This window comes from Anaerotalea alkaliphila (genome assembly GCF_010179735.1).
GTDB classification, from domain to species: domain Bacteria; phylum Bacillota; class Clostridia; order Lachnospirales; family Vallitaleaceae; genus Anaerotalea; species Anaerotalea alkaliphila.
Genome location: NZ_JAAEEH010000027.1, coordinates 1 through 25323, shown reverse-complemented (window position 1 = coordinate 25323; position 25323 = coordinate 1). Strand labels below are relative to the sequence as shown.

Sequence of the window (25323 nt, the reverse complement as noted above, 5' to 3'; positions counted from 1 at the left end):
AACAAATGCAGTATCTAGAAGGCAATTATGATGTGGTGGTTGTCGGGGCGGGACATGCGGGTTGCGAGGCTGCATTGGCGAGCGCCCGGCTGGGACTGGAGACCCTGGTGTTCGCCATCAGTTTGGACAGCATCGCGATGATGCCGTGCAACCCGAACATTGGAGGAACCTCCAAAGGACATCTGGTCAGGGAAATCGATGCCTTGGGTGGAGAAATGGGGAAGAATATCGACAAAACCTATATCCAGACCAGAATGCTGAACAAGGGGAAGGGACCTGCGGTCCATTCCTTGCGGGCACAGGCGGACAAATACAGGTACTCCCTGGAGATGCGGAAGGTGATGGAGAACACGCCCCATCTTCGGCTGCGCCAAGCGGAAGTGACGGAAATCGTACAGCAGGACGGAAAGGTCCTGGGCGTTGGGACGGCTTCCGGGGCTTTTTACGGAGCCAAAGCGGTGGTGGTTGCTACAGGAACCTATCTGAAGGCGAAGTGCATTTTCGGGGATGTGAGCGTCGAATCGGGACCCAACGGCCTCCAGGCGGCCAAGCATCTGACTGGATCCCTTCTGGGAGCGGGAATCGAGCTGTTCCGGTTCAAGACCGGGACCCCGGCCCGTGTGGACAGAAGGTCTGTGGACTTTACCCGCATGGAGGAGCAGAGGGGGGATGAGAAGGTGGTACCCTTCTCCTTCCTGAACCGACCGGAAGACATCCGGAGGGAACAGATTTCCTGTTGGCTGACCTACACCAATGCCCAAACCCACAGGGTGATCCGGGAGAATCTGGACCGTTCGCCTTTGTACAGTGGCGTCATAGAGGGGACAGGTCCCCGTTATTGTCCGTCCATTGAGGACAAGGTGGTCCGGTTCCATGATAAGGAAAGGCACCAGGTTTTCCTGGAGCCGGAAGGGGAAGACACCAACGAGCTTTATGTCCAGGGGATGTCCAGCTCCCTGCCGGAGGATGTGCAGATCGCCATGCTGCGGACCCTCCCTGGGATGGAACAGGTGCAGATCATGCGGAACGGGTATGCCATCGAATATGACTGCATCAATCCCCTGCAGCTCAAGCACACCTTGGAGTTCAAGGAAATCTCCGGACTGTTCAGTGCGGGCCAGTTCAATGGCAGTTCCGGCTATGAGGAGGCGGCGGCCCAAGGGTTGGTTGCCGGCGCCAACGCGGGGCTGAAGGTCTTGGGCCGTCCGCCGCTTCTGGTGGACCGCTCGGAAGGATACGTGGGGGTCCTCATCGACGACCTGGTGACCAAGGGGACCAACGAACCCTACCGGATGATGACTTCCAGAGCGGAATACAGGCTTTTGCTGCGTCAGGACAATGCGGACATCCGGCTGACGCCCAAAGCCTACGAAGCGGGTCTGGTGTCGAAGGAGCGGTATGCGGGTCTCCAAAGGAAGATGGAGCAGATTGGGGCGGAAATTAGGCGGTTGAGGAAGACCATGGTGGGACCATCAGACCAGGTGCAGGAGCTTTTGGCCGCACATGGAAGCACCCCCTTGCGTTCCGGCATCTCCCTAGAGGAGCTTCTGAAACGGCCGGAGTTGGATTATGGGAAGCTTGCCCCCATCGATGGGGAAAGGGCCCCACTGGGGGAAGATGTTGTGGAGCAGGTGGAAATCCAAGTCAAATTCTCCGGCTACATCGACCGTCAGCAAAACCAGGTTGCGCAATACAGGAAATTGGAAAAAAGGCTGCTGCCGGAAGATCTGGAATACGAAAAGATCAAAAGCTTGCGGATCGAGGCGGTGCAAAAGCTGGAGAAAATAAGGCCGGTCTCCATCGGACAGGCATCCCGGATTTCCGGCGTATCGCCGGCGGACATTTCTGTCCTTCTGGTCTATCTGGAACAGCATAAAAGGACGGGAGAAGTATGGAAAAAATAAGAAAGTTAAAAAAATATTACAATAATATAAATATTGAACTGACAGACAGGCAGGCGGAGCAATTGCTGCAGTTCTACTCCCTTACACTGGAATGGAACGAGAGAATGAACCTTACGGCCATTGTGGAGGAGGATGAATTTTTTCTGAAGCATTTCATCGACAGCAGCCTCCTGGCCGGATGTCTGGATATGAACGGGGTGGAAAGCCTTTTGGATTTGGGGACCGGAGCGGGGTTTCCGGGGATTCCCTTGAAGATCCTGTTTCCTTCCTTGCAGGTGGTCCTGGTGGACGCATTGAACAAGAGGGTCCAGTATCTGGCCATGGCATGCGATTCCCTGGGATTGGAAGGGGTCGTCTGCATCCACGGAAGGGCGGAGGATCTGGGACACGACACCCTTTACAGGGAACGCTTCGACCTTTGCGTATCCCGCGCAGTCAGCGAACTGCCTGTGTTGGTGGAATATTGCGTCCCCTTCGTTAAAATCGGTGGATCTTTTGTGGCATACAAATCCAAGGATGTCCGCAAAGAAGTGGAAATGGCGGAGAATGCCGCAAGCTTGCTGGGAGCCAGGCTCAAGGCGGTCCACGAAGAGCGGATACCTGAAACGGAAATCTTGCGCACGTTTGTGGAGTATGAAAAGACCGGGCCGACTCCGGACAAGTATCCGAGAAAATCCGGAAAGCCCTCTAAAAAACCATTATAAGAAAGGGGATTCCAATGATCCAAGCGGGATATTTTTTTAACGACAAGGAAGCACTGGAAGATGCCTGGGCCATCAGAAGAAAAGTGTTCATCGAGGAGCAGGGAGTTTCCGAAGAACTGGAGATGGATGGGAAGGACCAGGACAACTGGTTTGTCGTGGTATACGAGGACGACAAGCCCTTGGCGACAGGAAGGCTGTTGAATGAGGAAGGAAAATATCTGGCCGGAAGGATTGCGGTCCTAAAGGAATTCCGCGGACAGCACTTGGGGGACCTTGTGGTCAAGATGCTGGTGGACAAGGCGTTCACGTTGGGAGGGGAGGCCGTCTATCTCCATGCCCAGACCGATGCCTTGGGTTTCTATGAGACTATAGGATTCGAAGCCTTCGGGGACGTGTATCAGGAAGCGGGGATACCGCACCAAAGCATGTTCATAACAGAAAAGATGGTAAAAAAATGCAAGCATTGATGATTCTGTTCGAATGACGCGGGGCAGAAATAAGGGGCATCCGCCCAACAACGGAACCGTTGTTGGGCGGATGCCCCTTTTCATTACTCGTGGAGGAAAAGCTGTATGATTTCCAAAGTGGACTCGGGTTTCTCCAAATGGGGGAATTCCTTGGCGTGGTCGACAGCTGCGAATTCGATGGCTGCATTCAGGCTCCTATACTGTTCGGCAATCTGCCTGTAATCCATGGAGCGGCTCGCCCCCTGGATCACGTAAATGCTGTTGTTGATCTGGGGCAATATGCCTTGGAGGCTGACATTCGTGTAATTGCAATACTCCGATGCAAAGAGGAATTTGCCCAAGCTGCCCTTGGAACCTCCCTGCCGTTCGAATGTGTTGTAGGCCACATGGGTGTTTTCATAGAACAGCACACTATATCTTCGCATGACATAAATGTTCTTGTGGATATACTCTGATTTGAACAGTCGGTTGAGCTGCTTTTTGGAGTGGAAAAGGTTGAACAGGCTGGTGCCGACCAATGGGCTTTCAATCAACCACTTCAAATACCGGTCCTTCTTGGACGGGTTCAAACCCAGGAGGCGCAGGTCTTCGGGATTGATGAAAATCATTTTCTTGAACATGGTCGGGTCCTGGTGACAGGCCATGGCCAGATAGGCGGCTGATTTTCCTGCTCCTATCACGTCCACCGGAATACCCTTGCCGATGACATCCTTTATGAAGTCCCCCAGAAGTTGGATGTACAGATAGGCGGTATAGGTGATCTTAGGCTTGTCTGAATTCCCGTAACCAATCAGGTCCAATCGGTATACGGTGTGGCTCTTGGAAAGATGCCGGACGATGCTGTCAAATTCAATGGAAGAGGTTCCCCTGCTGGTTCCATGCACCAGCAGCATGGGATTTCCTTGACCGGACTTCTCATAATAGATGTCGCCAAACTTCCAATGATAGTAGTTTCCCGTTTCCTTTTCAATCCCCTTTTTGAATGAGGCAGATGTAAAAATAAGTTTATTCCACAGGGAGGTCATGGCCGCAGCCATTAAAACCCACCCCCCCAACTTGACGATTTTCTTCACAATCCCGACTCCTTCCCAATAATCTCTATGCCTCTATTATGGGGGAGAACGGATTAAAATTCAATAGGCATTCATTAAAACTTTGGGAATCCACGACTCCCAGGGTGTCACGCCGGTTGCTTGTTATAGGGTGAGGGAGAGGGTATAATTAAGAGAAAACGGGTCAACCGGGAGTGGGGGAAAGCATGGGGAAAATCCAGATTTTGATTGCAGACAGCCAGCACAACAGTGTCCTTTTCCATTTGGAGATGGGAGACAGGGAAACCATCCACATCAGCACGGAACTGGAGAAGGAAGGGGAGGAGTACGTCCAGTTGACTGCCGACCAGTTGCTTAAGATCAAGACTTCCCAGACAATCCACCTGGTCCCCAAGCCGGCGATGCAAGAGCTTACAAAAAGGGAGATGGAAATTCTGGTCCTGATTGCGGAGGGAATGCTTAACAAGGAAATCGGTGACAGCCTCAACATAAGCGAGAGCACAGTCAAGAACCATGTCTATCATATCTTCAAAAAGATGCGGGTGCTTGACCGAACCCAGGCGGCGGTCTATGGGATCCGCAATGGAATCCTATAAGGCGCAATGTTTCACGTGAAACATCCAAGTGTAAAACGCAATGTTTCACGTGAAACATTGCGCAGGGTATGGTTGTGCATTTCCTGGTGTGTTATAATGGACATGTTTCTTTGTTTCGATTAGGATGTTACGGTTTTGGAAAGGACTTCGTATGGGTAGAATAATTGCAATTGCCAACCAAAAGGGCGGCGTTGGGAAGACCACCACAGCGGTGAACTTGTCTGCATGTCTGGCGGAATTGGACAAAAAGGTCCTTACCATCGACATTGATCCCCAAGGCAACACCACAAGAGGTTTGGGCATCGATAAAAAAACACTGGAAACCACAATCTACGAGCTGCTCCTTGGGGAGGTCTCCATTGAAGAGTGCATACTGGAAGAGGTCTATGAACGCCTTGACCTCGTGCCTTCAGACGTGGACCTGGCGGGTGCGGAAGTGGAGTTGATTGGATTGCCCAACAATAATTTCATCCTTCACAAACAATTGGAGAAGATCAAAGACCAATATGATTTTGTAGTCATCGATTGTCCTCCGTCCATGAGCGTGTTGACCGTAAATGCGATGACGGCCGCAGACACGGTGCTGGTGCCGATCCAATGTGAATTCTTTGCGCTGGAAGGACTGTCCCAGCTGATGTATACGATAAACCTCATCCAGCAGAAGCTGAACCCTTCCCTGCAGATCGAGGGGATCGTATTTACAATGTTCGATGCACGGACCAACCTTTCCCTGCAGGTTGTGGAAGAGGTTCGCAGGGAACTGAAACAGACAAACATATACCAGACCATCATTCCCAGAAATGTGCGGCTGGGTGAAGCGCCCAGCTATGGACAGCCGATCAACCTGTACGATACCAATTCAAAAGGTGCGGAAAGCTACAGGCTGCTGGCAAGGGAAGTGGTGGACTGGGAAAGAAATTGATCCAGCAGGAAGGTGGCGCAATGTCTATAAAGAGAAGAGGACTTGGGCAAGGATTGTCGGCCCTGATGGGAGAAGACCTGGAATCTTCCATCCGCGTAGAGCAAAACAAAGATGTTTATCAAGTGGATATCGCATCGGTGGAACCAAATCCGGACCAGCCAAGGCAATCCTTCAATGAGGACGCCTTACAGGAATTGGCTGATTCCATCAGACAGTATGGTGTGCTGCAACCCCTCCTGGTGAACAAGAAAAACGGCTATTATGAAATCATTGCCGGTGAAAGGCGCTGGCGGGCCGCACGCCTGGCGGGGTTGAAGGAACTTCCCGTTCTGGTGAAGGATTTTGAAAAGGAGCAGGCTTTGGAGGTATCCTTGATCGAGAACATCCAGCGGTCCAATCTGAATCCCGTTGAGGAAGCCCAGGCATACCAGAGGCTCCTGGATGAATTCCATCTCAAACAGGATGATGTGGCGGAAAAGGTTTCCAAGAGCCGGTCTGCCATAGCCAACACGTTGCGCTTGCTGCAATTGGACAAGCGGGTGCAGAAGATGATCGTCGACGAAATGATTACCAGCGGACATGCCCGAGCCCTTCTGGGAATCAAGGATCCGGACCTTCAGGTGGAGATTGCCGCCAAGGTTTTCGACGAAAAGCTGAGCGTCAGGGAAACGGAAGAACTGATGGCGGCGATGCAAAAGAGGGAAGAAAAGGCAAAGCAAAAATCACCCCGGAGGCTTCTCCAGGAGAACCTGAAAATCCAATTGCAGGCCTATGAGGAAGAGATTTCCCAAGCGTTGGGGACAAGAGCGAGCATCAAGGCCAGAACACCCCAAAAGGGGAAAATTGAGATTGAGTATCTTTCGGCAGAAGAATTTGAACGTATTGTGGAACTGATCAAAGGGGTAGAAGCGTGAAAAGCAGAAAAGAGGATGGAAATGTATAAGATGCTGGTTTTGGACATGGACGACACCTTGTTGGATGATGAACTCCATGTAAGTGATGAAAATGTGCAAGCAATCCTGCAGGCAAAGGAAATGGGAGTCGAAATCGTATTCTGCTCCGGCCGTGCGGACAAATCCATGATGAATTATATTGAAGCTTTGAATATCCATGACGAACACGAGTTCTTCGTATCTTACAACGGTGCGAAGATCGACCGGTTGGATGGGAAAGTGCTTTTCTACAAGCCGTTGGAAGGGGAACTGCTGCGCGAATTGGTGGCTTTGGGAAGGGAGTGGGGATTGGACACCCAACTGTACCAGGAACTGATGATTGCAGAGGGGCGCACGGAGCGGATTGAGGAGTACGAAAGGTTGTCCGGCGTGCATGCGCGCATTGTGGACTCTCTGGACGAGATCGATTCCAGCATCAAGGTCCTCTACAATTCCCTGGACAAGCCGCTGTTGGAGAAATTGCAGAAAGAGGTTCTGGACCGTTATGGAGACAGGGTCAACGCATTTTTCTCAAAACCCTTCTATTTGGAAGTTCTGGACAAGGATGCGAACAAAGGCAAGGCGGTGGAGTTTTTGGCGAAAAAGCTGGGGATCAGGCAGGAGGAAATCATTGCCATGGGGGACAGCTACAATGACCTTTTCATGATTTCCTATGCGGGTCTGGGGGTGGCAGTCGGCAACGCCCATCCGGAAATAAAAGGGCAGGCGGACTATGTGACGGAAGCCACCAACAACGATTCCGCAGTGGCGGAAGTGGTTCGGAAGTTCCTGCTGCCAAAAAAACAATCCCACTAGTTGGTGGGATTGTTTTCTGCAGACTTGCTTTTTATGGAAACAAAGGGCTCGTTCAAATGCTCGCAGGAAAGGGCCTGGATGATCTTGATCACATCCTCGTTGACCACGCTGTATTTGATTTCCAGCCCATGGCGCTCCCCCTTGATGATGCCTGCGCTCTTCAGTTTGGCCAAATGCTGTGAAACGGTGGACTGGGGGATGTTGAGACAACTCTGCATATAGGAGACATTGCATCCTTCCTTGTCCAGCAGCCCGATCAAAATGCACAGCCTGGCCGGGTGGCCCATCATTTTCAGCAGCTCTGCAACTTCTTCAAAATTTTGAATGTTCATGAGATCACCTCTGATACTATATTCTAATATTATGATTAATTGTTTTGGATTCATTGTACCAAAAAGAACCCCAAAAGTAAACATGGAATCGAAATTTTTCTGGAAAGGAGGAATGGGATGATGGAAAGGAAAGAAGATGAAAACAGGGTTCCAGAGCGGATTGCCACGTATGGCCGCACGAGCCGGATCATTGAGAAGCATGGTTTTGCGTTCCAAAAGAGGTTTGGGCAGAATTTCCTTGTGGACTCCAATATTTTGGAGAAGATTGTGGCGGGCGCCGAATTGCAGCCGGAGGACGATGTCATTGAGATCGGCCCGGGCATAGGGAGCCTGACCCAATATCTGGCGGAAAATTGCCGGCAGGTGATCGCCATCGAAATAGACAACAAACTGATTCCGATTCTGGAAGAGACGCTGGAGGGATACGGCAACGTGGAGATTGTCCATGAGGACGTGCTGAAGGTGGACCTGAAGCGGTTGGTGGAGGAGCGGTGCGGCAACCGTCCTGTGAAGGTTGTCGCAAACCTTCCCTACTACATAACAACACCCATCATCATGGGTTTGTTCGAGAGCCAGGTCCCTCTGGACAGCATCACTGTCATGGTGCAGAAGGAAGTGGCGGACAGGATGCAGGCGAAAAAGGCGACCAAGGAGTATGGGGCCCTTTCCTTGGCGGTCCAGTATTATTCGGATCCGACCATTGTAACGCAAGTCCCGCCCAACTGTTTTGTGCCTAGACCCAAAGTGGGATCCACGGTCATCCGGTTGCGGAAGCGTACGAAGGAGCAATATGCGGTGGCGGATGAAAAGCTTCTGTTCCAAGTGATTCGGGCTTCCTTCAACCAAAGGAGAAAAACCCTCCTGAACAGCCTGTCCCATGGCCTGCACATTCCAAAAGCGGCGCTGGAAGCCATGATCCTGGAAGCGGGACTGTCGCCTGCAATCCGGGGAGAGGCGTTGGGCCTGGACGCATTTGTAGAGTTGTCCAACCGGATTGCGGCAGGCTCATATGGGCTTGAAAAGAAAGGCATTTGAAAGTGAAAATACGGTTGTAGGATGTGCCGGGGCACATCCTACAACCGTATTTTTAGTCTAAAGACATCCGCCTAGCCTACTCCATTTTGGATCCATCCAGCAGGAGGATGTTGCCCGTGCCTGTGCTAAACTGGAGGTCACCTGTTCTGGAACGGGTATAGGGAAAATCGGAATGGATTGTTCCCTTGCCGGTGTGCAGATAGGGTGGCAGGGGAGGGGAGTGGTGCAGAACAACCTGCAGCAATCCGAATTCCGTATGCATATGGCCTTCCGTCACCGGTCCCAGGAAAAAAGCCTCGATGTTTCCCATCCGGGAATCCAGCCGCACATTCCCGATGGAACCTTCCGCATGGATGCGTAGGGTTCCCATATCGTTGTAGCACCGTAGGGATTCCAAAGGATCCGTCAGCTGCAGGTCGACGTCGCCCCATTTGGAGTGGACGGTGATATTCTCAAAAGAATGCCCTGCAGGCACGTGGATTTGGAGGGATCCATGATAATCCCTGTTAAGGATCAGGTTTTTGACCTTCATGGAGGATTTCACATAAAGGGTATCTTCTTCCACATAGGAGGTGAAGGCAAGGCCATAGGAGCGGGTATCGGGGTATTCCCGATGGTAGACGACACGGATGTCGTTTCGATCCTCTTCCACAAAGGTGACCTCCTCCGATGTGGATTGGAGATTCAGATTGGCGGTGGGAGGGAAAAGGAGGTCCTCCTCCCAAGTAGCCAGAGGATAAAGGTCTGCGCGGCTCCTCATCGGAAAGGGAACGCCAAGGTAGTCGGATGCGGTGTCGAGCGCCGGAGGATGTAGCGTGCGCAAAAGGTCTGGAGGAGTAAGCTGCCTTGTTTCCATATAGTAGAAGCCCAAAGAAATCCCCCCCAAAAACATCAGGAGGAAAATGCCTGCCAACTCACCCAGGATATGATGGAATGATCGCATCGGCTCAACACCCCCTGACCATCCGGAAACTCCAATGACAATAGGCACCAGTAGCCTGTGCGAAGGAGCGGATGAGAAAAATCATGGAGATAAGGATGAAACCGCCGAAACCGGTGATCACCAGTCCCAATGAAAGCACCAGGAGGGGGTCGCCTAGGAATCCGGCGGGCAGTTCCAACAGCGCCAGGGGAAAAGCCACAACAAGGGAGAGAAGAAGCAAAATCCCCAAGATGGTGAAGGCAATGAAGAAGGTGACCGTGGCGATGGCCAGGATCCAAAGGATGGTCCAAGGAAGCAGCAGCAGGCAGACATTCAGGCACAGCAGTAGGAAGAAACGGACGAGCATGCCCGTAGAAACCGTACACCCGGCAGGGAACCCCTTGTTTTCGTCAGCATCCATTGCTCCACCTCACTGTCGGACCTTCTTGTTATCGTGTTGCCATAACCTAAGGATAGCAATGATCCTCCAGATTTGCAACAGACAGGAATTAATTTTTCATTAGAAAACCTTGACAAAACGGTGATTTATGCATATACTTTGACTATCAAACTTTTTATTTTGATTATCAAAGTAATTGTGGATCAAGAAATCTAGGAGGCATTGATGACATTTGCAAAGATTACCGGTACAGGAAGATACCTGCCGGATACCGTACTGACCAATGAAGCCTTGGCTGCATATGTCGATACATCAGATGAATGGATCCATTCCAGGACAGGAATCCGGCAACGGATGATCGCCGTTGACGAGAAGACCTATCAGATGGCGGCCAAAGCCGGTCTGCAGGCCCTGGAGGCGGCGGGTGTGGGTCCGGAAGAGCTGGACCTGGTGGTTGTGGCTACAGTCTCCTCGGAGTATTCCATGCCGTCCATCGCCTGTCTGGTGCAAGGGGAAATCGGTGCGGACAAGGCGATGTGTTTTGACATCAATGCAGCATGTTCCGGATTTGTCTACTCCCTGGACATCGCCGCCCAGTACATTCAAAGCGGGAAGTACCAAAAGGCCCTGCTGGTGGGCGTGGAAAAGCTGAGCCAGCTGGTGGATTGGGAGGACCGAGGCACCTGTGTCCTGTTTGGAGACGGAGCCGGAGCCGTGGTTCTGGAGGCATCCGAAACCCCAGGCGTCCAGGATGTCCTGTGCAAAGCCATCGGCAAGGACTATGATGTGCTGGTTTCCAAAATCAGGCACAACGACACCCCCTTCTACCGGCAGGAAGAGGAACACACCCTGCGCATGGATGGCCGGGAGGTTTTCCAGTTTGCGGTGAAGAAGGTGCCGGAGTGCATCGAAGAACTGATGGGCCGGAACCAAGCGGCTCCAGAGGATGTGGATGTGTACATGCTCCACCAGGCCAACGAAAGGATCATCAGCAAAATCGCAAAGACCTTGCGGCAGGATCCGGAAAAATTTTATGTGAACATCGACAAGTATGGGAACACTTCCGCAGCCACCATCCCCATCGGATTGGACGAATTGTGGAGAAGCGGGGCACTGGAAGGAAAGAAGGCCGTCGTGGCGGGCTTCGGAGCAGGCCTTACCTATGCGGCAGCCCTGATCCAATTTTAACGCAAACCTATGGCTGGAGCCAACGTGCCCGCCATATGAAATAAAACAACAATTCCAGGAGGATATGAAAATGAATTTTGACAAATTGAAAGAGATCATCGTAGAAGAATTGGGCGTAGAAGAAGATGAAGTGACATTGGAAGCAAGCTTTGCGGATGACCTGGGTGCGGATTCCTTGGATCTGTTCGAATTGGTCATGTCCATTGAAGACACTTTTGGCGTAACGATTCCCAACGAGGAACTTGTGAACATCAAGACGGTAAAAAGCGCTTTGGATTATATCGAAGCAAACAGCTAGGAGATGATACCTTTGGAGACAAGAATCACACAGCTATTGGGAATTGAATATCCCATTTTTCAAGGTGGAATGGCTTGGGTTGCGGAACACAACCTGGCTGCGGCCGTATCCAATGCAGGGGGCTTGGGCATCATTGCCGCAGCCAATGCGCCTACGGAAGTGGTCAGAAATGAAATCAGAAAGACCAAAGAAATGACAGACAAACCTTTTGGCGTGAATGTCATGCTGCTCAGCGCCAATGCGGAGGAAGTGGCCCAGATGGTCATTGACGAAGGTGTTCCGGTTGTAACCACAGGCGCAGGCGACCCTTCGAAATACATGGCGAAGTGGAAAGCGAACGGAATCAAGGTGATTCCGGTGGTCGCTTCCACGGCCCTGGCCAAGATGATGGAAAGGGCGGGAGCGGACGCGGTCATCGCTGAAGGCTGCGAGGCCGGCGGACATATCGGAGAGCTCACGACCATGACACTGATTCCCCAAGTGGTGGACAGCGTTTCCATACCGGTCATAGCGGCAGGAGGCATTGGCGACTCCAGAGGTGTTGTTGCGGCTTTTGCGCTGGGAGCGGATGCGATCCAAGTAGGCACACGGTTCATCGTGGCCAAGGAATGTGTCGTCCACCAGAACTACAAGCACAAGGTAATCAAGGCGAAGGACATCGATACGGATGTCACAGGAAGGACGACAGGTCATCCTGTGCGGTCTTTGAAGAACAAGCTGACAAGGCAGTTTCTGAAATTGGAGCGGGAGTTCGCTTCCGCCGAAAAACTGGAAGCGCTGGGGGCTGGTTCCCTGCGCAACGCCGTCGTGGATGGAGACATGCATTATGGCTCCGTGATGGCGGGGCAAATTGCAGGATTGGTGAACAAAGAACAGACCTGCAAGGAAATCATCGAAGATTTGTTTGCGGGTGTTGAGGAAGTCAAGAAATTTTCAAAGATTGCATGGTAGGATCCGTACGAAGGAGGCAATGAGATTATGGGCAAAACAGCATTCATATTTCCAGGACAAGGCGCGCAATGTGTCGGCATGGGACAGGAAGTGATCCAAAACTTTGAAGAAAGCAAGGTGGTATTCGACGAGGCCGCATCTGTGCTGGATTTTGATCTTGCCAAGGTATGCTTTGAAGAGAACGATCAAATCCATCAAACAGAGTATACACAACCCGCACTGCTGGCTGTTTCCGTTGCGTTGTTGAAAGCTGTGGAAAGTATTGGTGTGAAGCCCGATGTGGTTGCCGGCCTGAGCTTGGGCGAATATTCCGCACTGGTTGCCAACGGCGCTATGGAATTCAAGGAGGCCGTGACATTGGTGCGCAAGAGAGGCATGTACATGGAGCAGGCGGCCAAGAATACAAAGGGTTCCATGGCGGCTGTGCTTCGCGCAACAAAGGAAGCCATCCATGCGGTAATTGAAAAGGTGAATGGGGTGCTGGAAATCGCGAACTACAACAATTCCCAGCAGATCGTCATTTCCGGAGAAGTCATGGCATTGGAGAGCAGCTACAGGCATTTTGACGAGATGGGAATCAAGGTGGTCCCCCTGACCGTCAGCGGCGCATTCCATTCCAGTCTCATGTCGGAGGCTTCCCACAAGATGGAAGAAGAACTCCAAGGAGTTGCGTTCAAGGACTTCACGGTTCCCTATGTCAGCAATGTTACAGCGGGATATGTCCACAACAAGGGGGAAGTGGCTCCGCTCCTGGTGGAGCAGGTCAAGGCTTCCGTGCGCTGGGAAGAAAGCGTGCTGGAAATGATTGCTTGCGGTGTGGATACATTCATTGAAATAGGCCCCGGCAACACGTTGGCCGGCCTGATCAAAAAAATCGACCGGAAGGCCAAGGTGTACAGTGTATCCGATTTGGCTTCCTTGGAAGCGTTGAAATCAAATCTGGAGGCATGACGGAGATGGAAAACATGGACAAAAACAAAGTGGCCCTGGTCACCGGTGCAAGCAGGGGGATTGGAAAATCCATTGCCATCGGATTGGCAAAGGAAGGTTATTTTGTAGTCGTCAACTATAGAGGCAACGAGGCCATGGCCCAAGGAACACTGGAGGAAATCCGGAAAGCCGGTGGACAGGGTGCTTTGGCACAGTTCAACATCGGGGATTTCCAGGAAGTCCAGGAGCGGATGGGTGAAATCCAGAAGACATACGGCGATATCCTTCTGCTGGTGAACAATGCGGGAATCACGAAAGACCAGCTGATGCTGCGCATGACGGAGGAAGATTTCGACCAGGTTATGGAAATAAATTTGAAGGGGACCTTCAACTGCATCAAGGCGGTTTCAAAGTCCATGCTGAAAAGGCGCCAAGGGAAGATCATCAACATCACATCCGTCATCGGATTGGTGGGCAATGTGGGTCAAGCCAACTATGCCGCATCCAAAGCGGGTGTCATCGGGTTGACGAAATCGTTGGCCAGGGAGTTTGCCGGCAGGAACATTACGGTAAATGCGGTAGCCCCCGGTTTCATCAAGACGGACATGACGGAAAACCTGCCGGAATCCATCCGGGAGGAAATCTTGAAAAAAATCCCCATGAGCGGTTTGGGCGAGCCGGAAGATGTGGCAAATGCAGTTGTTTTTCTGGCATCCGACAAAGCAAACTACATTACTGGACAGACCATCGCCGTAGACGGTGGAATGACCATGTAATCGAAAGGGGATTTGACCATGGAAAGAAGAGTTGTCGTCACAGGATTGGGAGTGGTTTCTCCCGTAGGAAATTCCGTAGAGGAATTTTGGAAGAACATAAGGGCGGGAGTCAAGGGCTTCGGCATGATCACCAAGTTCGACACCGCTGCGTTCGGTGTGAAAGTCGCGGCGGAGCTGAAGGATTTCAAGGCCCAGGATTATATGGACCGGAAGACGGCGAAGAAGATGGACGAGTTCACCCAGTATGCGGTGGCTGCCGCCAAGCAGGCGGTGGAGGATGCGAAGATCGATTTTGAGGCCGTGGACCCCTACCGCATGGGTGTGGTGCTTGGTTCCGGAATCGGCGGCCTGGGAACCATCGAAGAGGAAGAACAGAAGTTGCTGTCAAAGGGCCCTTCCAGAGTTTCCCCCACGTTGATTCCCAGGATCATCACCAACATGGCAGCGGGAAATGTGGCCATCGAATTCAACTGCAAGGGAGTCTGCACCAACGTGGTGACGGCTTGCGCCAGCGGTACCCATTCCATTGGAGAGGCGTTTCGGGCCATCAAACACGGATACGGAGACATCATGCTTGCGGGAGGGACCGAGGCGTCCATCGTGCCGCTGGGCCTTGCGGGATTCACCAATCTGACAGCCCTCAGCACCAATCCGGATCCGGACAAGGCCTCCAGACCTTTCGACAAGGACAGGGACGGCTTCGTTATGGGAGAAGGGGCAGGCGTTCTTGTCCTGGAGTCCCTGGAGCATGCCCAGAAGCGCGGGGCCGCCATTTTGGCTGAAATCGTAGGCTATGGCGCCACCTGTGACGCATTCCACCAGACATCCCCCGACCCATCCGGAGACGGGGCCGCCAGGGCGATGAAGCTTGCGATGGAAGAAGCGGGTGTCCGCAACGACCAGATTTCCTACATCAACGCCCACGGAACAAGCACCCCGTACAACGACAAGTTCGAAACGCAGGCAATCAAGTCCGTGTTTGGGGAGCAGGCGAAAAGCATTCCGGTAAGTTCAACGAAATCCATGATTGGACATCTTCTGGGGGCGGCCGGGGCAGTGGAAGCAGCAGCCTGCGTGAAGACCATCCAGGACCAGTTCATCCATCCGACCATGAACTACGACACGCCAGATGAGGATTGCGACCTGGATTATGTGCCCAATGTGGGCAGATCCGTTCCTGTGGAATATGTGCTTTCCAATTCCTTGGGCTTTGGAGGCCACAACGCCACCCTGCTGTTCAAGAAATTCGAATAGGGGGAGTGCAAATGCTGGACATCAAAGCGATTCAGGAAATCCTTCCCCATCGGGATCCCTTCCTTCTGCTGGACAGGGTCGACCTGCTGGAGCCGGGAAAGAAAACGGTGGCCGTCAAATGCGTCACCTTCAACGAATATTTTTTTAAAGGGCATTTTCCCCAGGAGCCGGTGATGCCGGGTGTTCTGATCATCGAAGCCCTTGCCCAGGCTGGAGCTGTTGCGCTCCTGTCCCAAGAGGATAACAAGGGAAAAATCGCTTTCTTCGCCGGCATCGACGGAGCCAAATTCAGAAGGAAAGTGGTTCCTGGCGATGTGTTGCGCCTGGAAGTGGAAATCATAAAGCAACGGGGCCCCATGGGAGTGGGAAAGGCCGCAGCATATGTGGGTGAAGAGCTGGCAACGGAATGTGAGTTGAAGTTTTTCATCGGAGAATAGGAAGTACAGGAAAAGACCGGCAACCGCCCAATGCCATTAAGTTAATGGCAGCAAAAAAGAATTCTGAGAAGAAACATATGAGTTTTTCTTCAGGATTCTTTTTTTATGATTTGGAATATAATTTCATACATGAGAAACAGACAGATTGCCATCTGCCCATTTTACATATACAATTGAAAATGCGATTCATAAGATCGTAAAAAGCTTAAGGTGAAGTCTGTTAACTTCTGCATTGTATTGATTGGATTTTACACGTGTTTCAGAATCAAAGGAATTTGAAGCTATCGATAGATTGCTTCCATCACAGGCAATTAGCCGATAGCCATGGAAATGTCGATTTGCGTGAAGCTTAGAAGTAAATTCATGAAACAGATATTCAAAGGCTTCTGGCAATACTTTTGAACGCTGTTGGTTGTATGCAGCGTTGCTCGGGCTGTCAGTTGAGAAGTTAAAGAAATCCAGAATCTCCTTATTCATTGATTTGCCAGACATTCCCAGCGAGAACTTCATGAAGGTTTCAAAGTCCAGTTTTCGCTTTCTTGAAAAGTCTTTTCCATGCAATGTCCTCCTTGAAACAAGCTATATTCAAGGAGCTTCGCCACATTTTTTGAGTGATTTGTCAAGTGTTTCATGAAATTTATTACAAAGAAAAAAGCCCTATATCAGTTACTGATATAGGGCTTTTCTAATTTCTTAACTTAATGACATTGGGCAACCGCCGGTCTTTTCCTGTACTTCCCCTTTCTTTTTGGCAGTGCGGGTGGCGCTATGGAGAATGGCGTATTATAATGGTTAAAGATGGATGGAAGGGAGGACATTATGGCAAGGAAAAAAAAGAAAGACAAGAAGACGGTCAAGGCGGCGTCCCTGTTCGTGGCCATCTTGGTGATCATTGCTGCGATTTCCGCATGTGAGGGGGAAACGGGACAGTCTGTTGTCCTGCCCTTGCCCGGACCGGCGTCTTCGGCCGATCCAGTGAAAAAACCTGTGGAAAGGACGGAACCCGTTCCGGAATCGGCACCGGTCCCTACGCAGGCACCGGAACCCGTCCCTACGCAGGTTCCGGAACCTGTCCCCCCAACCCCGGCAACGGAAGTGGAGGAAGAGGCGGAACCGGAACCCGTTTCCGGGGAGGGGGTCTTGAGCAACGAGAAGGTAGGATGGTCTTTCCGCAGAAATCCTGACCACAAGCCTGCCGCAGGCAACACCCCTTTCGATGTGGGGGCCTATGGCGCCTATGGGTTGGAGGACACTAAGGAAAAGGTGGTCTATCTGACATTTGATGAGGGGTATGAGTACGGGTACACACCGAAGATCCTGGATGTCCTGAAGGACAAGGGGGTCAAAGCGGCTTTTTTTGTGACAAAACCCTATATCAAGGCGAATCCTGATTTGGTGGAGAGGATGTCCAAGGAAGGGCATGTGGTGGGCAACCATTCTGCCACCCACCCCAGTTTTCCAGGATTGACCGACGGACAGCTTAGGAAGGAGCTGGAGGATACGGAAGCGGCATTCGCCGATGTGACGGGGCAAAGGATGGATCCGTTTTTCAGGCCGCCGATGGGAGAGTACAGCCAGCGTGTCCTGGAATTGGTTCGTCAGGAAGGCTACAAGACCATCTTCTGGAGCATGGCATATAAGGATTGGGACGTGAACAGCCAGCCCGGGGCAGAGGTTGCCTATCGGCATGTCATGGACAACCATCACGCAGGAGCCATCATCCTGCTCCATGCGGTTTCCAGCTCCAACACCGAAGCACTGGGCGAAATGATCGACGGATTGCGCAGGGAAGGATACCGCTTCAAATCCCTGCAGGAACTTCCATAGGAGCCGGGGAAGGAGGCTGTTGGTTTGAAAGGGAACATACTGATTGCGGAAGACGAGGAGCGGCTGAGGAAACTGATTGTGAAGTACCTGCAAGGGGAAGGATACCATGTGTTGGAAGCCAGGGACGGCAGGGAGGCACTGGAGCTTTTCCAGGAGAACAGCGTGGACCTTCTGGTACTGGACGTGATGATGCCTGGCATGGATGGGTTCCAGGTGTGCAGGGAGGTGCGCGGTACAAGTCCGGTGCCCATCCTGATGCTCACCGCAAGGACAGAGGAAGAGGATGCCCTCCAGGGATTCAAGCTCGGTGCGGATGACTATGTGGCCAAGCCGTTCAGGACAAGGGAACTGATGGCAAGGATCAAGGCTTTGCTTGTGCGAAGCGGAAAGCTTTCGGCCAAAGAGGAAATCCAGGTGGGGGCCATGCGGATTCAATTGGCGGCCCGGCGGGTCGAGGTCCAAGGGGAGGAAATCTACCTCAGTCCGAAGGAATACGACACGCTCCTGTATCTGGTGGAGAACCGGGGCAGGGCCCTGAGCAGGGAGCAGATCCTGAACAAGGTCTGGGGATATGACTACTATGGCGACGACCGGTCTGTGGATACCATCATCAAAAGGCTGCGGAAAAAGATGGGAACCATGGGAGATTGGATTTACACTGTCCGGGGGATGGGGTACAGGTTCGAGGAGGGGGAGGAATGAAGTCGATCCGTCTGCGCCTGCTCCTCCATTACCTGTTTTTCGTGTGCCTGATGGGGACGGTACTGTACGTGGGCCTGCATTACAGGCTGGAGGACTACTATTACGGAAAAAAAGTCGCGATTATGCAGGGAACCGTTGAAGACATCGAACGTCTTTTCAGGCTCAGCAGAAGCGAAGACGAGGCGCTGAGCCACATGGAATACCTTGGATACGGTTTTGAAGGGAAAATAACGCTCATCGACCGGAGCAGCAACCTGCTTCTTTTTGAAAACCAGGGGTCTTGGTTCCTGCAGGGAAGCGTAGAGAAGGAAGTCGTCTACAGGGGAACCAAGGCTTATGTGGTCAAGACTTCCATGCCGGTGGAAGGCACCCGATGGCTGGTTTATGGGGAAGAGATCCAAGGGGGTAAGATTGCCGTCCTGCAGATTCCGGTGTCAGCCATGGAAGACACAATCGGCATCGTCCAGAGCTTCTCCATTGGGCTTGTGGGCATCGCCATGGCAGCGGCCGTTTTCCTGTCCCTGGTCTTGTCCAGGAACATCACCCGTCCCATAGCCGACCTGAACGGCATAGCAAAGCAAATGGGCCAGCTGGATTTCCGGCACCGGTACACCGGAAAAAGGAAGGATGAGATTGGCCAGTTGGGCAACACCCTGAATGAGTTGACGGGAAAGCTGGAGGAAACCATCGATAACCTTAAGAAGGAATTGGACAAGGAAAAGAACCTGGACGTCATGCGCAAGAAATTCGTCGCCCAGGTCTCCCATGAACTGCAGACCCCCATCACCATCGTCAACGGCTATTTGGAAGCTTTGTCCGACGGAATGGTGGAGGGCGAAGAAGAAGAAGCGTACTATGAAATCATCGAGGACGAGATGGAAAAGATGAGCAACATGGTGAAAGACCTGCTGCACCTTTCCCAATTGGAGTCAGGCACCTATAAGATGCGGATGGAACCGATGGATTTGACATCCCTGGTCCGGAGCATCGCCAAGAAATTTCCTGTGCTGGCTGAGAAAAAGGGACTTGCATGGAGGGAAGGAATTGGAGAAGAGGCGTTCGGTTTCGAGGGAGACCCGTTGCGTCTGGAACAGGCCATAGCAAACATCCTTCAAAACGCCTTGAAGTATGCGCGGCATTCCATCCGCTTGGAATATGCCGTTTTCAACAATCATGCGGTTCTGGAGATCAGAAATGACGGCGAGAGGATTGCGGAAGGGGACCTGCCTAGGATCTGGGAGAGTTTCTACAAAGGAGGGGGACAGGGAACCGGCTTGGGTCTGGCCATAGCCGCGGGCATTTTCCAATACCATGGGGTCCGTTATGGAGCCAGGAACCTGCCGGAAGGGGAAGGGGTGGCTTTCAGGATGGTGTTTCCCCTGGGAGGGGCACAGGGAGGACCGGTTGGCCCCCGGGATTGATTGTGCAGCATGGATGTGGTATATTGGGGGACGAAGGCTTCTGACAAGACAATGGAGGTGGATCGTTTTTGGAGGGACTGAAAAGAAGGGAAAAAATACTGGAGATGCTGGAAGGGAGCGGAGAACCCATCAAGGGACATGAATTGGGAATCGTTCTGGGTGTCAGCAGGCAGGTGATCGTTCAAGATATCGCACTCCTGCGGGCCCAGGGCAAGGGAATAATTTCCACTTCGGAAGGGTATATGGCCTACAGGATAAAAGGGAACACCTGCAAGCGGGTGCTGTGTGTCCGTCACGGTACGGAGCAGATGGAGGAGGAATTGAACACAATCGTGGATCTGGGGGGGCATGTGCTGAATGTGGTCATCACCCATCCTGTCTACGGAGATATCAGTGCGGCCATGATGTTGCGGTCCAGAAAGAATGTGGAGGACTTTTTGCAAAGGGCTTTGGACAAGGACTTCATCCCATTGATGGACCTTACCGGAGGTGTCCATTACCATACCATTGAAGCGGAAAGTGAAGAAGCGCTGGATGAAATCGAACGCAGGCTGATTGAAAAGAAGCTGCTGCAGCCTTGACAAGCGACATCATTCTATGTTTTGGGAGGAATTGGGACTTATGGGAAAAAGAGCCGGCATATCCCAGCTGTTGAAGGCTGGATTCAAGCGGTATTTGATTGATGGCCTGGGTGGAATGGCCCTGGGACTGTTCACCACTTTGATTGTAGGATTGATCTTGAAGCAGCTGGGGGCAATTACCGGACTTCTTCCCGTCGTATGGTTCGGCAGCATCGCCTCCGTCCTGACGGGTGCGGGAATCGGCATGGGGGTAGCCCACCGGTTCAAGGTGTCCCCCATGGTCCTGTATTCCTCGGCTGTCACGGGAATGATGGGGGCTTATGCCGGCAAGATCCTTTCCGGTGCCGCCTTCGTGGAAGGGAATGTGGTCCTTATCGGACCGGGCGAGCCTCTGGGGGCCTTCATAGCGGCGGTGGTCGGAATTGAGTTCGGAAGGATTGTCTCCGGAAGGACAAAGTTGGAAATCGTGCTGACGCCTATGGCGACCATCCTGGCCGGGGGGACCGCCGGACTGCTGGTCGGTCCGGGTATTTCTGCCTTCATGTTGTGGCTGGGAAGCCTCATCGTGATGGCGACGGAGCAGGCTCCGTTCATAATGGGAATCCTTGTGTCCACGATGATGGGGATGGCATTGACATTGCCGATCAGCTCCGCCGCACTGTCCATCATCCTGGGTCTGGAAGGTCTGGCGGCGGGAGCCGCAACGGTGGGCTGTGCAACCCAGATGATCGGGTTCGCGGTTGCGAGCTACCGTGAAAACAAGATGAATGGATTGCTGGCCCAGGGACTGGGCACCAGCATGCTGCAGATGCCAAACATCCTGCGAAATCCCCGTGTATGGATTCCACCCACCGTAGCCAGCGCCTTGTTGGGGCCCCTCGCCACGGTCGTATTCAAGATGGCAAACAATCCTTCCGGTGCAGGGATGGGAACCTCCGGTCTGGTTGGACCGCTGATGACTTGGAGCACCATGGCGGGCAGCAGACCAGACTCCTCGTTGCTGCTGCAAATCCTTCTGCTGCATTTCCTGTTGCCGGCCGGCCTGACCCTGGTGATTTCCGAATCCATGCGCAAAAAGAATTGGATCAAACCGGGAGATCTGCGGCTTGACGTGTAGTAGGGGCTTCGAATTACCATTTCCCAACCGCAGTCCCCTGTGGTATAATGGGGATATTAGGAATACCACCAATAAAGCCAGGAATGGCGAAAAAGATTTGAGGGATGATTATGGGTGATCGGATAAAAGTATTGTTTGTAACACCGGAAACGGTTCCCTATGCCGCAACAGGTGGCTTGGCGGATGTCGCCCAAGCACTTCCGGAAGCGCTGCATGATCAAAACGTGGAGGTCATCCGGCTGATGCCGAAGTATAAGGGCATGGAGGAAAGGTATCCTCTGAAGCATGTCTTCAATTTCATTGTGGAAACGGGGGGAAGAGCGAATGTAGCCTCCGTGTTTGTGATGGAAGAAAAGGGAATCACCAACTATTTCATCGGAAACAGCCACTATTTTGACAGGGACAACTTCTATGGGTATGGGGATGACGATGAACGGTTTGGATTTTTCTGCAAATCCGCCCTGGAAATGCTCATGTTCCTGAACCTGCGTCCCGACATCATTCATCTGAATGATTGGCAGACAGCCCTCATCGGATTGCTGTTGAAGCAAGAATATTCCCACTTGGACCTGTACAAGGACATCAAGATGGTGTTCACCATACACAACCTGCAATACCAGGGGGTGTTCGGCAAGGATGCGCTGGATGACCTGAACCTTTCCCCCAAATACTTCAATATCGAAGCAATCGAATACTACGGAAAGGTCTGCTACATGAAGGCTGGAATTGTATATGCGGACATGGTGACCACGGTCAGCAAGAGTTATGCGAAGGAAATACAAACGCCGTGGTACGGGTATGGATTAGATGGGCTGTTGAGGAAATATTCGGAAAAGATCCAAGGCATCGTCAACGGCATCCACTACTCCAGCTACAACCCGGAGACGGATCCCGCTCTTGCCAGGAACTTCAGCGCGGACAATTTCCGTGAGTTGAAGAAGCAGCAGAAGTATGTCTTCCAACAAGAGCAAGGACTTCCCGTGGGGGATACTCCTCTGATCGGGGTGGTGACCAGGCTGGCCGAGCAAAAGGGCATCGACCTGATCCTCTATGCCATGGAACACCTGATGAACGATGATGTCCAGTTCGTAATCCTGGGAAATGGGGATTACCATTACGAGAGCAGGCTTCTTGAGCTGCAGGAGAAACATCCGGACAAAGTCAAGGCAAACATCATGTTCAACCAGGCCTTGTCCCGCAAAATCTATGGTTCCATCGACATGTTCCTCATGCCGTCCCTTTTTGAACCCTGCGGACTGTCCCAGTTGTACAGCCTGCGTTATGGCGCAGTTCCCATCGTACGCAAAACCGGAGGATTGGGAGATACGATTACGGATTACCACGAGGACTATGAGAACAGTACAGGATTCCTGTTCAAGAACTACAACGGACATGAATTTTTGGCGGCCGTCACCCGTGGTTTGGAAGTTTACAGGAACCAAGGGGAATGGGAGATGCTGGTCGAACGGGGCATGCGGAAACGCTTTTCCTGGGAACAGTCCGCACAGGAATACATCCGGATCTACAATGAGGTCCTGTCGATTTAGAACGGAAAAACAGCCGAGAATCATCGCCAAGCAAATGTAAAGCGGGAGTATCATGAAAAAATCCAAGAAAAAAATGCTGCCAGCCAGTTTCCTTTTGCTGGCGGCTGTTTTATTGTTGCTCTATGTGATCCTTGTCAAACCGAACTTCCATCTTTTCCAAGGAGGTGCGGTCTTCCTGGAGCCGGTTGATGTCCGGCGGTTCGATGCAAATGACACCGTAAGCGTCTATTCCTATGGAAGCAACATCTATTCCGCAGGAAAGAACGGACTGGAAAAGAGGAACGTTTCCGGGGAGACCATCTGGAGCAAGGCATATACCGTACAAACACCCCAGCTGGTCATGGACCAGGGTTATATGGCCGTTGGCGACCTTTCCGGCAAGAAAGCCTTTTTGTTCAACGAAGAAGGCTTTCTTCATGAGTTCACCGTCAGTTGGCCCATCGTGCTGCTGCGGGTGAACAGCAGCGGTTTCCTGGTCATCGTCCAAGAGTCGGGAGAAACCCACCTGATCCAGATGTACGACAAGGAGGGCAAATTGCTTGCGGAGCGGGGAACCTCCTTCAAGAATGACGGATACCCCGTGGCCCTGGACATTTCCAGCACCGCAATGGACTGGGTCACATCCTATGCCTATATCAGAGAGAACCGGATGCAAAGCAAGCTGTCCTTTTTCAATTTCGAGGCCAAGAGCAGCAACTTGGAAGAATACATCACGGGTGGGTTCTTGGAAGAGGACCTCCTGGCTCCAGCCATACGATTCATGGATGACGCACACGTGTTTGTGGGTTCCGACAAAAAACTGCTCTTCTTCGAGCTAGACCGGATCCCCAAGCAACTGGAGGCCATCGAGGTCAACAACAGGGTCATGGACATCGCCTATACGGACAAACATGTGGTGGTGCAGTATGGAGAGGCGCTGGGGACAGAAGGCGAAGGACATCGGAACACCGTGGTTTTTTACAACACCCAGGGGAAAGAGGTCCAAAAATTCCAGCCGGAAGAAGAAGTGAAGAGCATATTTGCAGACCAAGACACCCTTTATGTGGTTTCGGCCTCTCGGCTGACGGCTTTTTATGGAACCCGGCCCCAGTGGTTTTCCTCCATCCATCGGGAGGTGTCCCGGGTGTTCCATCTTGGTGGAAAAAATTATCTGATGGTCTACCCCCAAGGCTATGAAGTGGTACGGATCAGGGAAAGCTGATACGGAAATCATCCATAAAGACAGGGGAATCGAAGGAGAAAAGAAATGAATTTGCTGGATATGCTGCTGCTGGTTTTCTGCCTGGCCATTATTTGTGTTTCCTACAGGAATGGTCTTGTCAAAACACTTTTTAAACTGTCCTCGGCCCTGTTTTCCCTGGTTTTGGCCTTTTTCATCTATCCCATGGTGACGGCTGTCCTGACCGGAGCGACTGGCATCCAGGCAAGCGTGGGGGAGCGGGTTTCCGGTTTTCTGTCCATGGACCCGGCCGTCCAGAACATGATCAGTCCGGAAGACCAGATCATGTTCCTGCAGGGCATGCCGTTGCCGCCCTATTTGAGGACCCTCCTCATCCGAAACAACAATACGGAAGTATACCAACTATTCCAGGTGGACAGTCTGGAGTCCTACATCACCAGCATGTTGGCCAATCTGATCATCGGAGCCTTGGCGTTCGTTGCCACTTTCTTTCTGGTCTGGCTGCTCATCGGAATGCTGGGAGCCTCCCTGGATTTGGCCAGCAGGCTTCCACTGGTCAAACAAGCCAATGGACTGCTGGGAATCTTTGCGGGCGTGGTCTTTGGAGGGATCCTTACCTACATCCTGACATATCTTTTGGATGCTGTGACCATGATGGGCACGTTCCCCCAGTTGAGGGAATCCATGGTCGAATCCATGGTAGTCCGCTGGGTATTGGAGAACAATCCGGTGACAATGCTGATGGCGGAATACAGGAAGTTTCACTGATGCAAAGGTTAGATTAAAAAATCATAAGAAATCTTTGGAAATAGGGTTGACACTGGGCTGGTGCCATGATATACTACATTTCGCTGGTCCGGTAAAACAACCTTGCGAAAGGGAGAACGGACAGCAACACAAGCAGAACCTTGAAAATTGAACAGTGAAGAATAAATCAAAAACAACGTAATTCCAAGACTAAACCCGCGAAAGCGGAAGGTCAGAGTTTATGCTGCCGGAGAGAACTTTTTATGAGAGTTTGATCCTGGCTCA

Annotated in this window: 28 protein-coding genes; 23 read left to right on the top strand and 5 right to left on the bottom strand. The window is 52.0% G+C overall.

The window, feature by feature from the left end:
• The first annotated feature begins 5 nt into the window (after nucleotides 1-5).
• The 3 genes from mnmG to GXN74_RS10050 are packed head-to-tail and all read left to right on the top strand — an operon-like array spanning nucleotide 6 to nucleotide 3075.
• Complete coding sequence (gene mnmG / locus GXN74_RS10060; protein WP_162370807.1) at nucleotides 6-1904, top strand: tRNA uridine-5-carboxymethylaminomethyl(34) synthesis enzyme MnmG; 1899 nt, start codon at nucleotides 6-8, stop codon at nucleotides 1902-1904.
• Nucleotides 1892-2608, top strand: a complete 717-nt coding sequence (rsmG, locus tag GXN74_RS10055; protein WP_162370806.1) for a 16S rRNA (guanine(527)-N(7))-methyltransferase RsmG — start codon at nucleotides 1892-1894, stop codon at nucleotides 2606-2608. Before mnmG ends, rsmG begins: the two co-directional genes overlap by 13 nt.
• A 14-nt stretch (nucleotides 2609-2622) precedes the next feature.
• The gene (locus GXN74_RS10050) at nucleotides 2623-3075 is read left to right on the top strand and encodes a GNAT family N-acetyltransferase (RefSeq protein WP_162370805.1); all 453 of its coding nucleotides are present in this window, start codon (nucleotides 2623-2625) and stop codon (nucleotides 3073-3075) included.
• A gap of 83 nt (nucleotides 3076-3158) precedes the next feature.
• On the opposite strand, the gene GXN74_RS10045 is transcribed toward GXN74_RS10050, so the two are convergent.
• On the bottom strand, nucleotides 3159-4148 hold the full coding sequence (locus GXN74_RS10045) for an alpha/beta fold hydrolase (protein WP_162370804.1): 990 nt from the start codon (nucleotides 4146-4148) through the stop codon (nucleotides 3159-3161).
• A gap of 185 nt (nucleotides 4149-4333) precedes the next feature.
• Here GXN74_RS10045 and GXN74_RS10040 point away from each other — a divergent pair, with 185 nt between their 5' ends.
• The 4 genes from GXN74_RS10040 to GXN74_RS10025 all read left to right on the top strand — a co-directional run bounded on the left by GXN74_RS10040 (nucleotide 4334) and on the right by GXN74_RS10025 (nucleotide 7393).
• A complete protein-coding gene (locus GXN74_RS10040) occupies nucleotides 4334-4723 on the top strand; it encodes a response regulator transcription factor (protein WP_162370803.1) in 390 nt (129 codons plus the stop codon).
• A 151-nt stretch (nucleotides 4724-4874) separates the two neighbouring features.
• Nucleotides 4875-5645: a ParA family protein gene (locus tag GXN74_RS10035; RefSeq protein ID WP_162370802.1), complete on the top strand. Its 771-nt coding sequence runs from the start codon at nucleotides 4875-4877 to the stop codon at nucleotides 5643-5645.
• Between the two features lie 20 nt (nucleotides 5646-5665).
• Nucleotides 5666-6559, top strand: coding sequence for a ParB/RepB/Spo0J family partition protein (locus GXN74_RS10030; protein ID WP_162370801.1), 894 nt, complete (start codon nucleotides 5666-5668; stop codon nucleotides 6557-6559).
• A 21-nt stretch (nucleotides 6560-6580) separates the two neighbouring features.
• Nucleotides 6581-7393 carry a Cof-type HAD-IIB family hydrolase gene (locus GXN74_RS10025; RefSeq protein ID WP_162370800.1) on the top strand — a complete coding sequence of 271 codons (813 nt, stop codon included), beginning with the start codon at nucleotides 6581-6583 and terminating at the stop codon, nucleotides 7391-7393.
• Here the strand turns inward: GXN74_RS10025 and GXN74_RS10020 are convergent.
• Nucleotides 7390-7725: a metalloregulator ArsR/SmtB family transcription factor gene (locus GXN74_RS10020; protein ID WP_162370799.1), complete on the bottom strand. Its 336-nt coding sequence runs from the start codon at nucleotides 7723-7725 to the stop codon at nucleotides 7390-7392. The two genes, GXN74_RS10025 and GXN74_RS10020, sit on opposite strands and share 4 nt — an antisense overlap.
• A 117-nt stretch (nucleotides 7726-7842) precedes the next feature.
• On the opposite strand from GXN74_RS10020, the gene rsmA reads away from it, so the two are divergent.
• Nucleotides 7843-8760 (top strand): 16S rRNA (adenine(1518)-N(6)/adenine(1519)-N(6))-dimethyltransferase RsmA, encoded by a 918-nt coding sequence (rsmA, locus tag GXN74_RS10015; protein ID WP_246208672.1) that lies wholly within the window; start codon nucleotides 7843-7845, stop codon nucleotides 8758-8760.
• A 76-nt stretch (nucleotides 8761-8836) separates the two neighbouring features.
• Here the strand turns inward: rsmA and GXN74_RS10010 are convergent, their stop codons facing one another.
• Both GXN74_RS10010 and GXN74_RS10005 read right to left on the bottom strand, forming a co-directional pair.
• Nucleotides 8837-9412: a hypothetical protein gene (locus GXN74_RS10010; protein WP_162370798.1), complete on the bottom strand. Its 576-nt coding sequence runs from the start codon at nucleotides 9410-9412 to the stop codon at nucleotides 8837-8839.
• Between the two features lie 295 nt (nucleotides 9413-9707).
• Nucleotides 9708-10103: a hypothetical protein gene (locus tag GXN74_RS10005; RefSeq protein ID WP_162370797.1), complete on the bottom strand. Its 396-nt coding sequence runs from the start codon at nucleotides 10101-10103 to the stop codon at nucleotides 9708-9710.
• A 204-nt stretch (nucleotides 10104-10307) separates the two neighbouring features.
• Between GXN74_RS10005 and GXN74_RS10000 the strand changes: the two genes are divergently transcribed.
• The 7 genes from GXN74_RS10000 (at nucleotide 10308) to fabZ (ending at nucleotide 15916) form a co-directional block, all read left to right on the top strand.
• Complete coding sequence (locus GXN74_RS10000; protein ID WP_162370796.1) at nucleotides 10308-11270, top strand: beta-ketoacyl-ACP synthase III; 963 nt, start codon at nucleotides 10308-10310, stop codon at nucleotides 11268-11270.
• Nucleotides 11271-11340: 70 nt separating this feature from the next.
• Nucleotides 11341-11568 carry an acyl carrier protein gene (locus GXN74_RS09995; RefSeq protein WP_212505772.1) on the top strand — a complete coding sequence of 76 codons (228 nt, stop codon included), beginning with the start codon at nucleotides 11341-11343 and terminating at the stop codon, nucleotides 11566-11568.
• Between the two features lie 3 nt (nucleotides 11569-11571).
• Complete coding sequence (gene fabK, locus GXN74_RS09990) at nucleotides 11572-12519, top strand: enoyl-[acyl-carrier-protein] reductase FabK (protein WP_425481848.1); 948 nt, start codon at nucleotides 11572-11574, stop codon at nucleotides 12517-12519.
• 27 nt (nucleotides 12520-12546) lie between these two features.
• Nucleotides 12547-13470: an ACP S-malonyltransferase gene (gene fabD, locus GXN74_RS09985; RefSeq protein ID WP_162370793.1), complete on the top strand. Its 924-nt coding sequence runs from the start codon at nucleotides 12547-12549 to the stop codon at nucleotides 13468-13470.
• 14 nt (nucleotides 13471-13484) lie between these two features.
• The gene (gene fabG, locus GXN74_RS09980) at nucleotides 13485-14225 is read left to right on the top strand and encodes a 3-oxoacyl-[acyl-carrier-protein] reductase (protein WP_162370792.1); all 741 of its coding nucleotides are present in this window, start codon (nucleotides 13485-13487) and stop codon (nucleotides 14223-14225) included.
• A gap of 18 nt (nucleotides 14226-14243) precedes the next feature.
• Entirely contained in the window at nucleotides 14244-15479 is a 1236-nt protein-coding gene (fabF, locus tag GXN74_RS09975; protein WP_162370791.1) for a beta-ketoacyl-ACP synthase II, read from the top strand.
• Between the two features lie 11 nt (nucleotides 15480-15490).
• Nucleotides 15491-15916 carry a 3-hydroxyacyl-ACP dehydratase FabZ gene (gene fabZ / locus GXN74_RS09970; protein WP_162370790.1) on the top strand — a complete coding sequence of 142 codons (426 nt, stop codon included), beginning with the start codon at nucleotides 15491-15493 and terminating at the stop codon, nucleotides 15914-15916.
• Nucleotides 15917-16102: 186 nt separating this feature from the next.
• On the opposite strand, the gene GXN74_RS09965 is transcribed toward fabZ, so the two are convergent.
• Nucleotides 16103-16477 carry a hypothetical protein gene (locus GXN74_RS09965; RefSeq protein WP_162370789.1) on the bottom strand — a complete coding sequence of 125 codons (375 nt, stop codon included), beginning with the start codon at nucleotides 16475-16477 and terminating at the stop codon, nucleotides 16103-16105.
• 258 nt (nucleotides 16478-16735) lie between these two features.
• On the opposite strand from GXN74_RS09965, the gene pdaA reads away from it, so the two are divergent.
• The 8 genes from pdaA to GXN74_RS09925 all read left to right on the top strand — a co-directional run bounded on the left by pdaA (nucleotide 16736) and on the right by GXN74_RS09925 (nucleotide 25059).
• Nucleotides 16736-17743 carry a delta-lactam-biosynthetic de-N-acetylase gene (pdaA, locus tag GXN74_RS09960; RefSeq protein ID WP_212505771.1) on the top strand — a complete coding sequence of 336 codons (1008 nt, stop codon included), beginning with the start codon at nucleotides 16736-16738 and terminating at the stop codon, nucleotides 17741-17743.
• A 24-nt stretch (nucleotides 17744-17767) separates the two neighbouring features.
• Nucleotides 17768-18445 carry a response regulator transcription factor gene (locus GXN74_RS09955; RefSeq protein WP_162370788.1) on the top strand — a complete coding sequence of 226 codons (678 nt, stop codon included), beginning with the start codon at nucleotides 17768-17770 and terminating at the stop codon, nucleotides 18443-18445.
• Nucleotides 18442-19866, top strand: coding sequence for a sensor histidine kinase (locus GXN74_RS09950; RefSeq protein WP_162370787.1), 1425 nt, complete (start codon nucleotides 18442-18444; stop codon nucleotides 19864-19866). Before GXN74_RS09955 ends, GXN74_RS09950 begins: the two co-directional genes overlap by 4 nt.
• A 68-nt stretch (nucleotides 19867-19934) precedes the next feature.
• Nucleotides 19935-20447 (top strand): transcription repressor NadR, encoded by a 513-nt coding sequence (locus tag GXN74_RS09945; protein WP_162370786.1) that lies wholly within the window; start codon nucleotides 19935-19937, stop codon nucleotides 20445-20447.
• A gap of 40 nt (nucleotides 20448-20487) precedes the next feature.
• On the top strand, nucleotides 20488-21564 hold the full coding sequence (locus GXN74_RS09940; protein WP_162370785.1) for a PTS sugar transporter subunit IIC: 1077 nt from the start codon (nucleotides 20488-20490) through the stop codon (nucleotides 21562-21564).
• Between the two features lie 110 nt (nucleotides 21565-21674).
• On the top strand, nucleotides 21675-23111 hold the full coding sequence (locus GXN74_RS09935; RefSeq protein ID WP_162370784.1) for a glycogen synthase: 1437 nt from the start codon (nucleotides 21675-21677) through the stop codon (nucleotides 23109-23111).
• 52 nt (nucleotides 23112-23163) lie between these two features.
• Nucleotides 23164-24312: a DUF5711 family protein gene (locus GXN74_RS09930; protein WP_162370783.1), complete on the top strand. Its 1149-nt coding sequence runs from the start codon at nucleotides 23164-23166 to the stop codon at nucleotides 24310-24312.
• Nucleotides 24313-24357: 45 nt separating this feature from the next.
• Nucleotides 24358-25059 carry a CvpA family protein gene (locus GXN74_RS09925; protein ID WP_162370782.1) on the top strand — a complete coding sequence of 234 codons (702 nt, stop codon included), beginning with the start codon at nucleotides 24358-24360 and terminating at the stop codon, nucleotides 25057-25059.
• The last annotated feature ends 264 nt before the right edge of the window (nucleotides 25060-25323 follow it).

Coding starts and splice junctions, on each gene's coding strand:
- fabZ (WP_162370790.1), top strand. CDS start 15,491: ATGCTGGACATCAAAGCGATTCAGGAAATCCTTCCCCATCGGGATCCC.
- fabK (WP_425481848.1), top strand. CDS start 11,572: ATGATACCTTTGGAGACAAGAATCACACAGCTATTGGGAATTGAATAT.
- pdaA (WP_212505771.1), top strand. CDS start 16,736: ATGGCAAGGAAAAAAAAGAAAGACAAGAAGACGGTCAAGGCGGCGTCC.
- GXN74_RS09935 (WP_162370784.1), top strand. CDS start 21,675: ATGGGTGATCGGATAAAAGTATTGTTTGTAACACCGGAAACGGTTCCC.
- GXN74_RS10020 (WP_162370799.1), bottom strand. CDS start 7,725: ATGAACATTCAAAATTTTGAAGAAGTTGCAGAGCTGCTGAAAATGATG.
- fabD (WP_162370793.1), top strand. CDS start 12,547: ATGGGCAAAACAGCATTCATATTTCCAGGACAAGGCGCGCAATGTGTC.
- GXN74_RS10030 (WP_162370801.1), top strand. CDS start 5,666: ATGTCTATAAAGAGAAGAGGACTTGGGCAAGGATTGTCGGCCCTGATG.
- fabG (WP_162370792.1), top strand. CDS start 13,485: ATGGACAAAAACAAAGTGGCCCTGGTCACCGGTGCAAGCAGGGGGATT.
- GXN74_RS09995 (WP_212505772.1), top strand. CDS start 11,341: ATGAATTTTGACAAATTGAAAGAGATCATCGTAGAAGAATTGGGCGTA.
- GXN74_RS09950 (WP_162370787.1), top strand. CDS start 18,442: ATGAAGTCGATCCGTCTGCGCCTGCTCCTCCATTACCTGTTTTTCGTG.
- GXN74_RS10025 (WP_162370800.1), top strand. CDS start 6,581: ATGTATAAGATGCTGGTTTTGGACATGGACGACACCTTGTTGGATGAT.
- GXN74_RS10035 (WP_162370802.1), top strand. CDS start 4,875: ATGGGTAGAATAATTGCAATTGCCAACCAAAAGGGCGGCGTTGGGAAG.
- rsmG (WP_162370806.1), top strand. CDS start 1,892: ATGGAAAAAATAAGAAAGTTAAAAAAATATTACAATAATATAAATATT.
- GXN74_RS10040 (WP_162370803.1), top strand. CDS start 4,334: ATGGGGAAAATCCAGATTTTGATTGCAGACAGCCAGCACAACAGTGTC.
- fabF (WP_162370791.1), top strand. CDS start 14,244: ATGGAAAGAAGAGTTGTCGTCACAGGATTGGGAGTGGTTTCTCCCGTA.
- GXN74_RS10000 (WP_162370796.1), top strand. CDS start 10,308: ATGACATTTGCAAAGATTACCGGTACAGGAAGATACCTGCCGGATACC.
- GXN74_RS09925 (WP_162370782.1), top strand. CDS start 24,358: ATGAATTTGCTGGATATGCTGCTGCTGGTTTTCTGCCTGGCCATTATT.
- GXN74_RS09930 (WP_162370783.1), top strand. CDS start 23,164: ATGAAAAAATCCAAGAAAAAAATGCTGCCAGCCAGTTTCCTTTTGCTG.
- rsmA (WP_246208672.1), top strand. CDS start 7,843: ATGATGGAAAGGAAAGAAGATGAAAACAGGGTTCCAGAGCGGATTGCC.
- mnmG (WP_162370807.1), top strand. CDS start 6: ATGCAGTATCTAGAAGGCAATTATGATGTGGTGGTTGTCGGGGCGGGA.
- GXN74_RS09940 (WP_162370785.1), top strand. CDS start 20,488: ATGGGAAAAAGAGCCGGCATATCCCAGCTGTTGAAGGCTGGATTCAAG.
- GXN74_RS10005 (WP_162370797.1), bottom strand. CDS start 10,103: ATGGATGCTGACGAAAACAAGGGGTTCCCTGCCGGGTGTACGGTTTCT.
- GXN74_RS10050 (WP_162370805.1), top strand. CDS start 2,623: ATGATCCAAGCGGGATATTTTTTTAACGACAAGGAAGCACTGGAAGAT.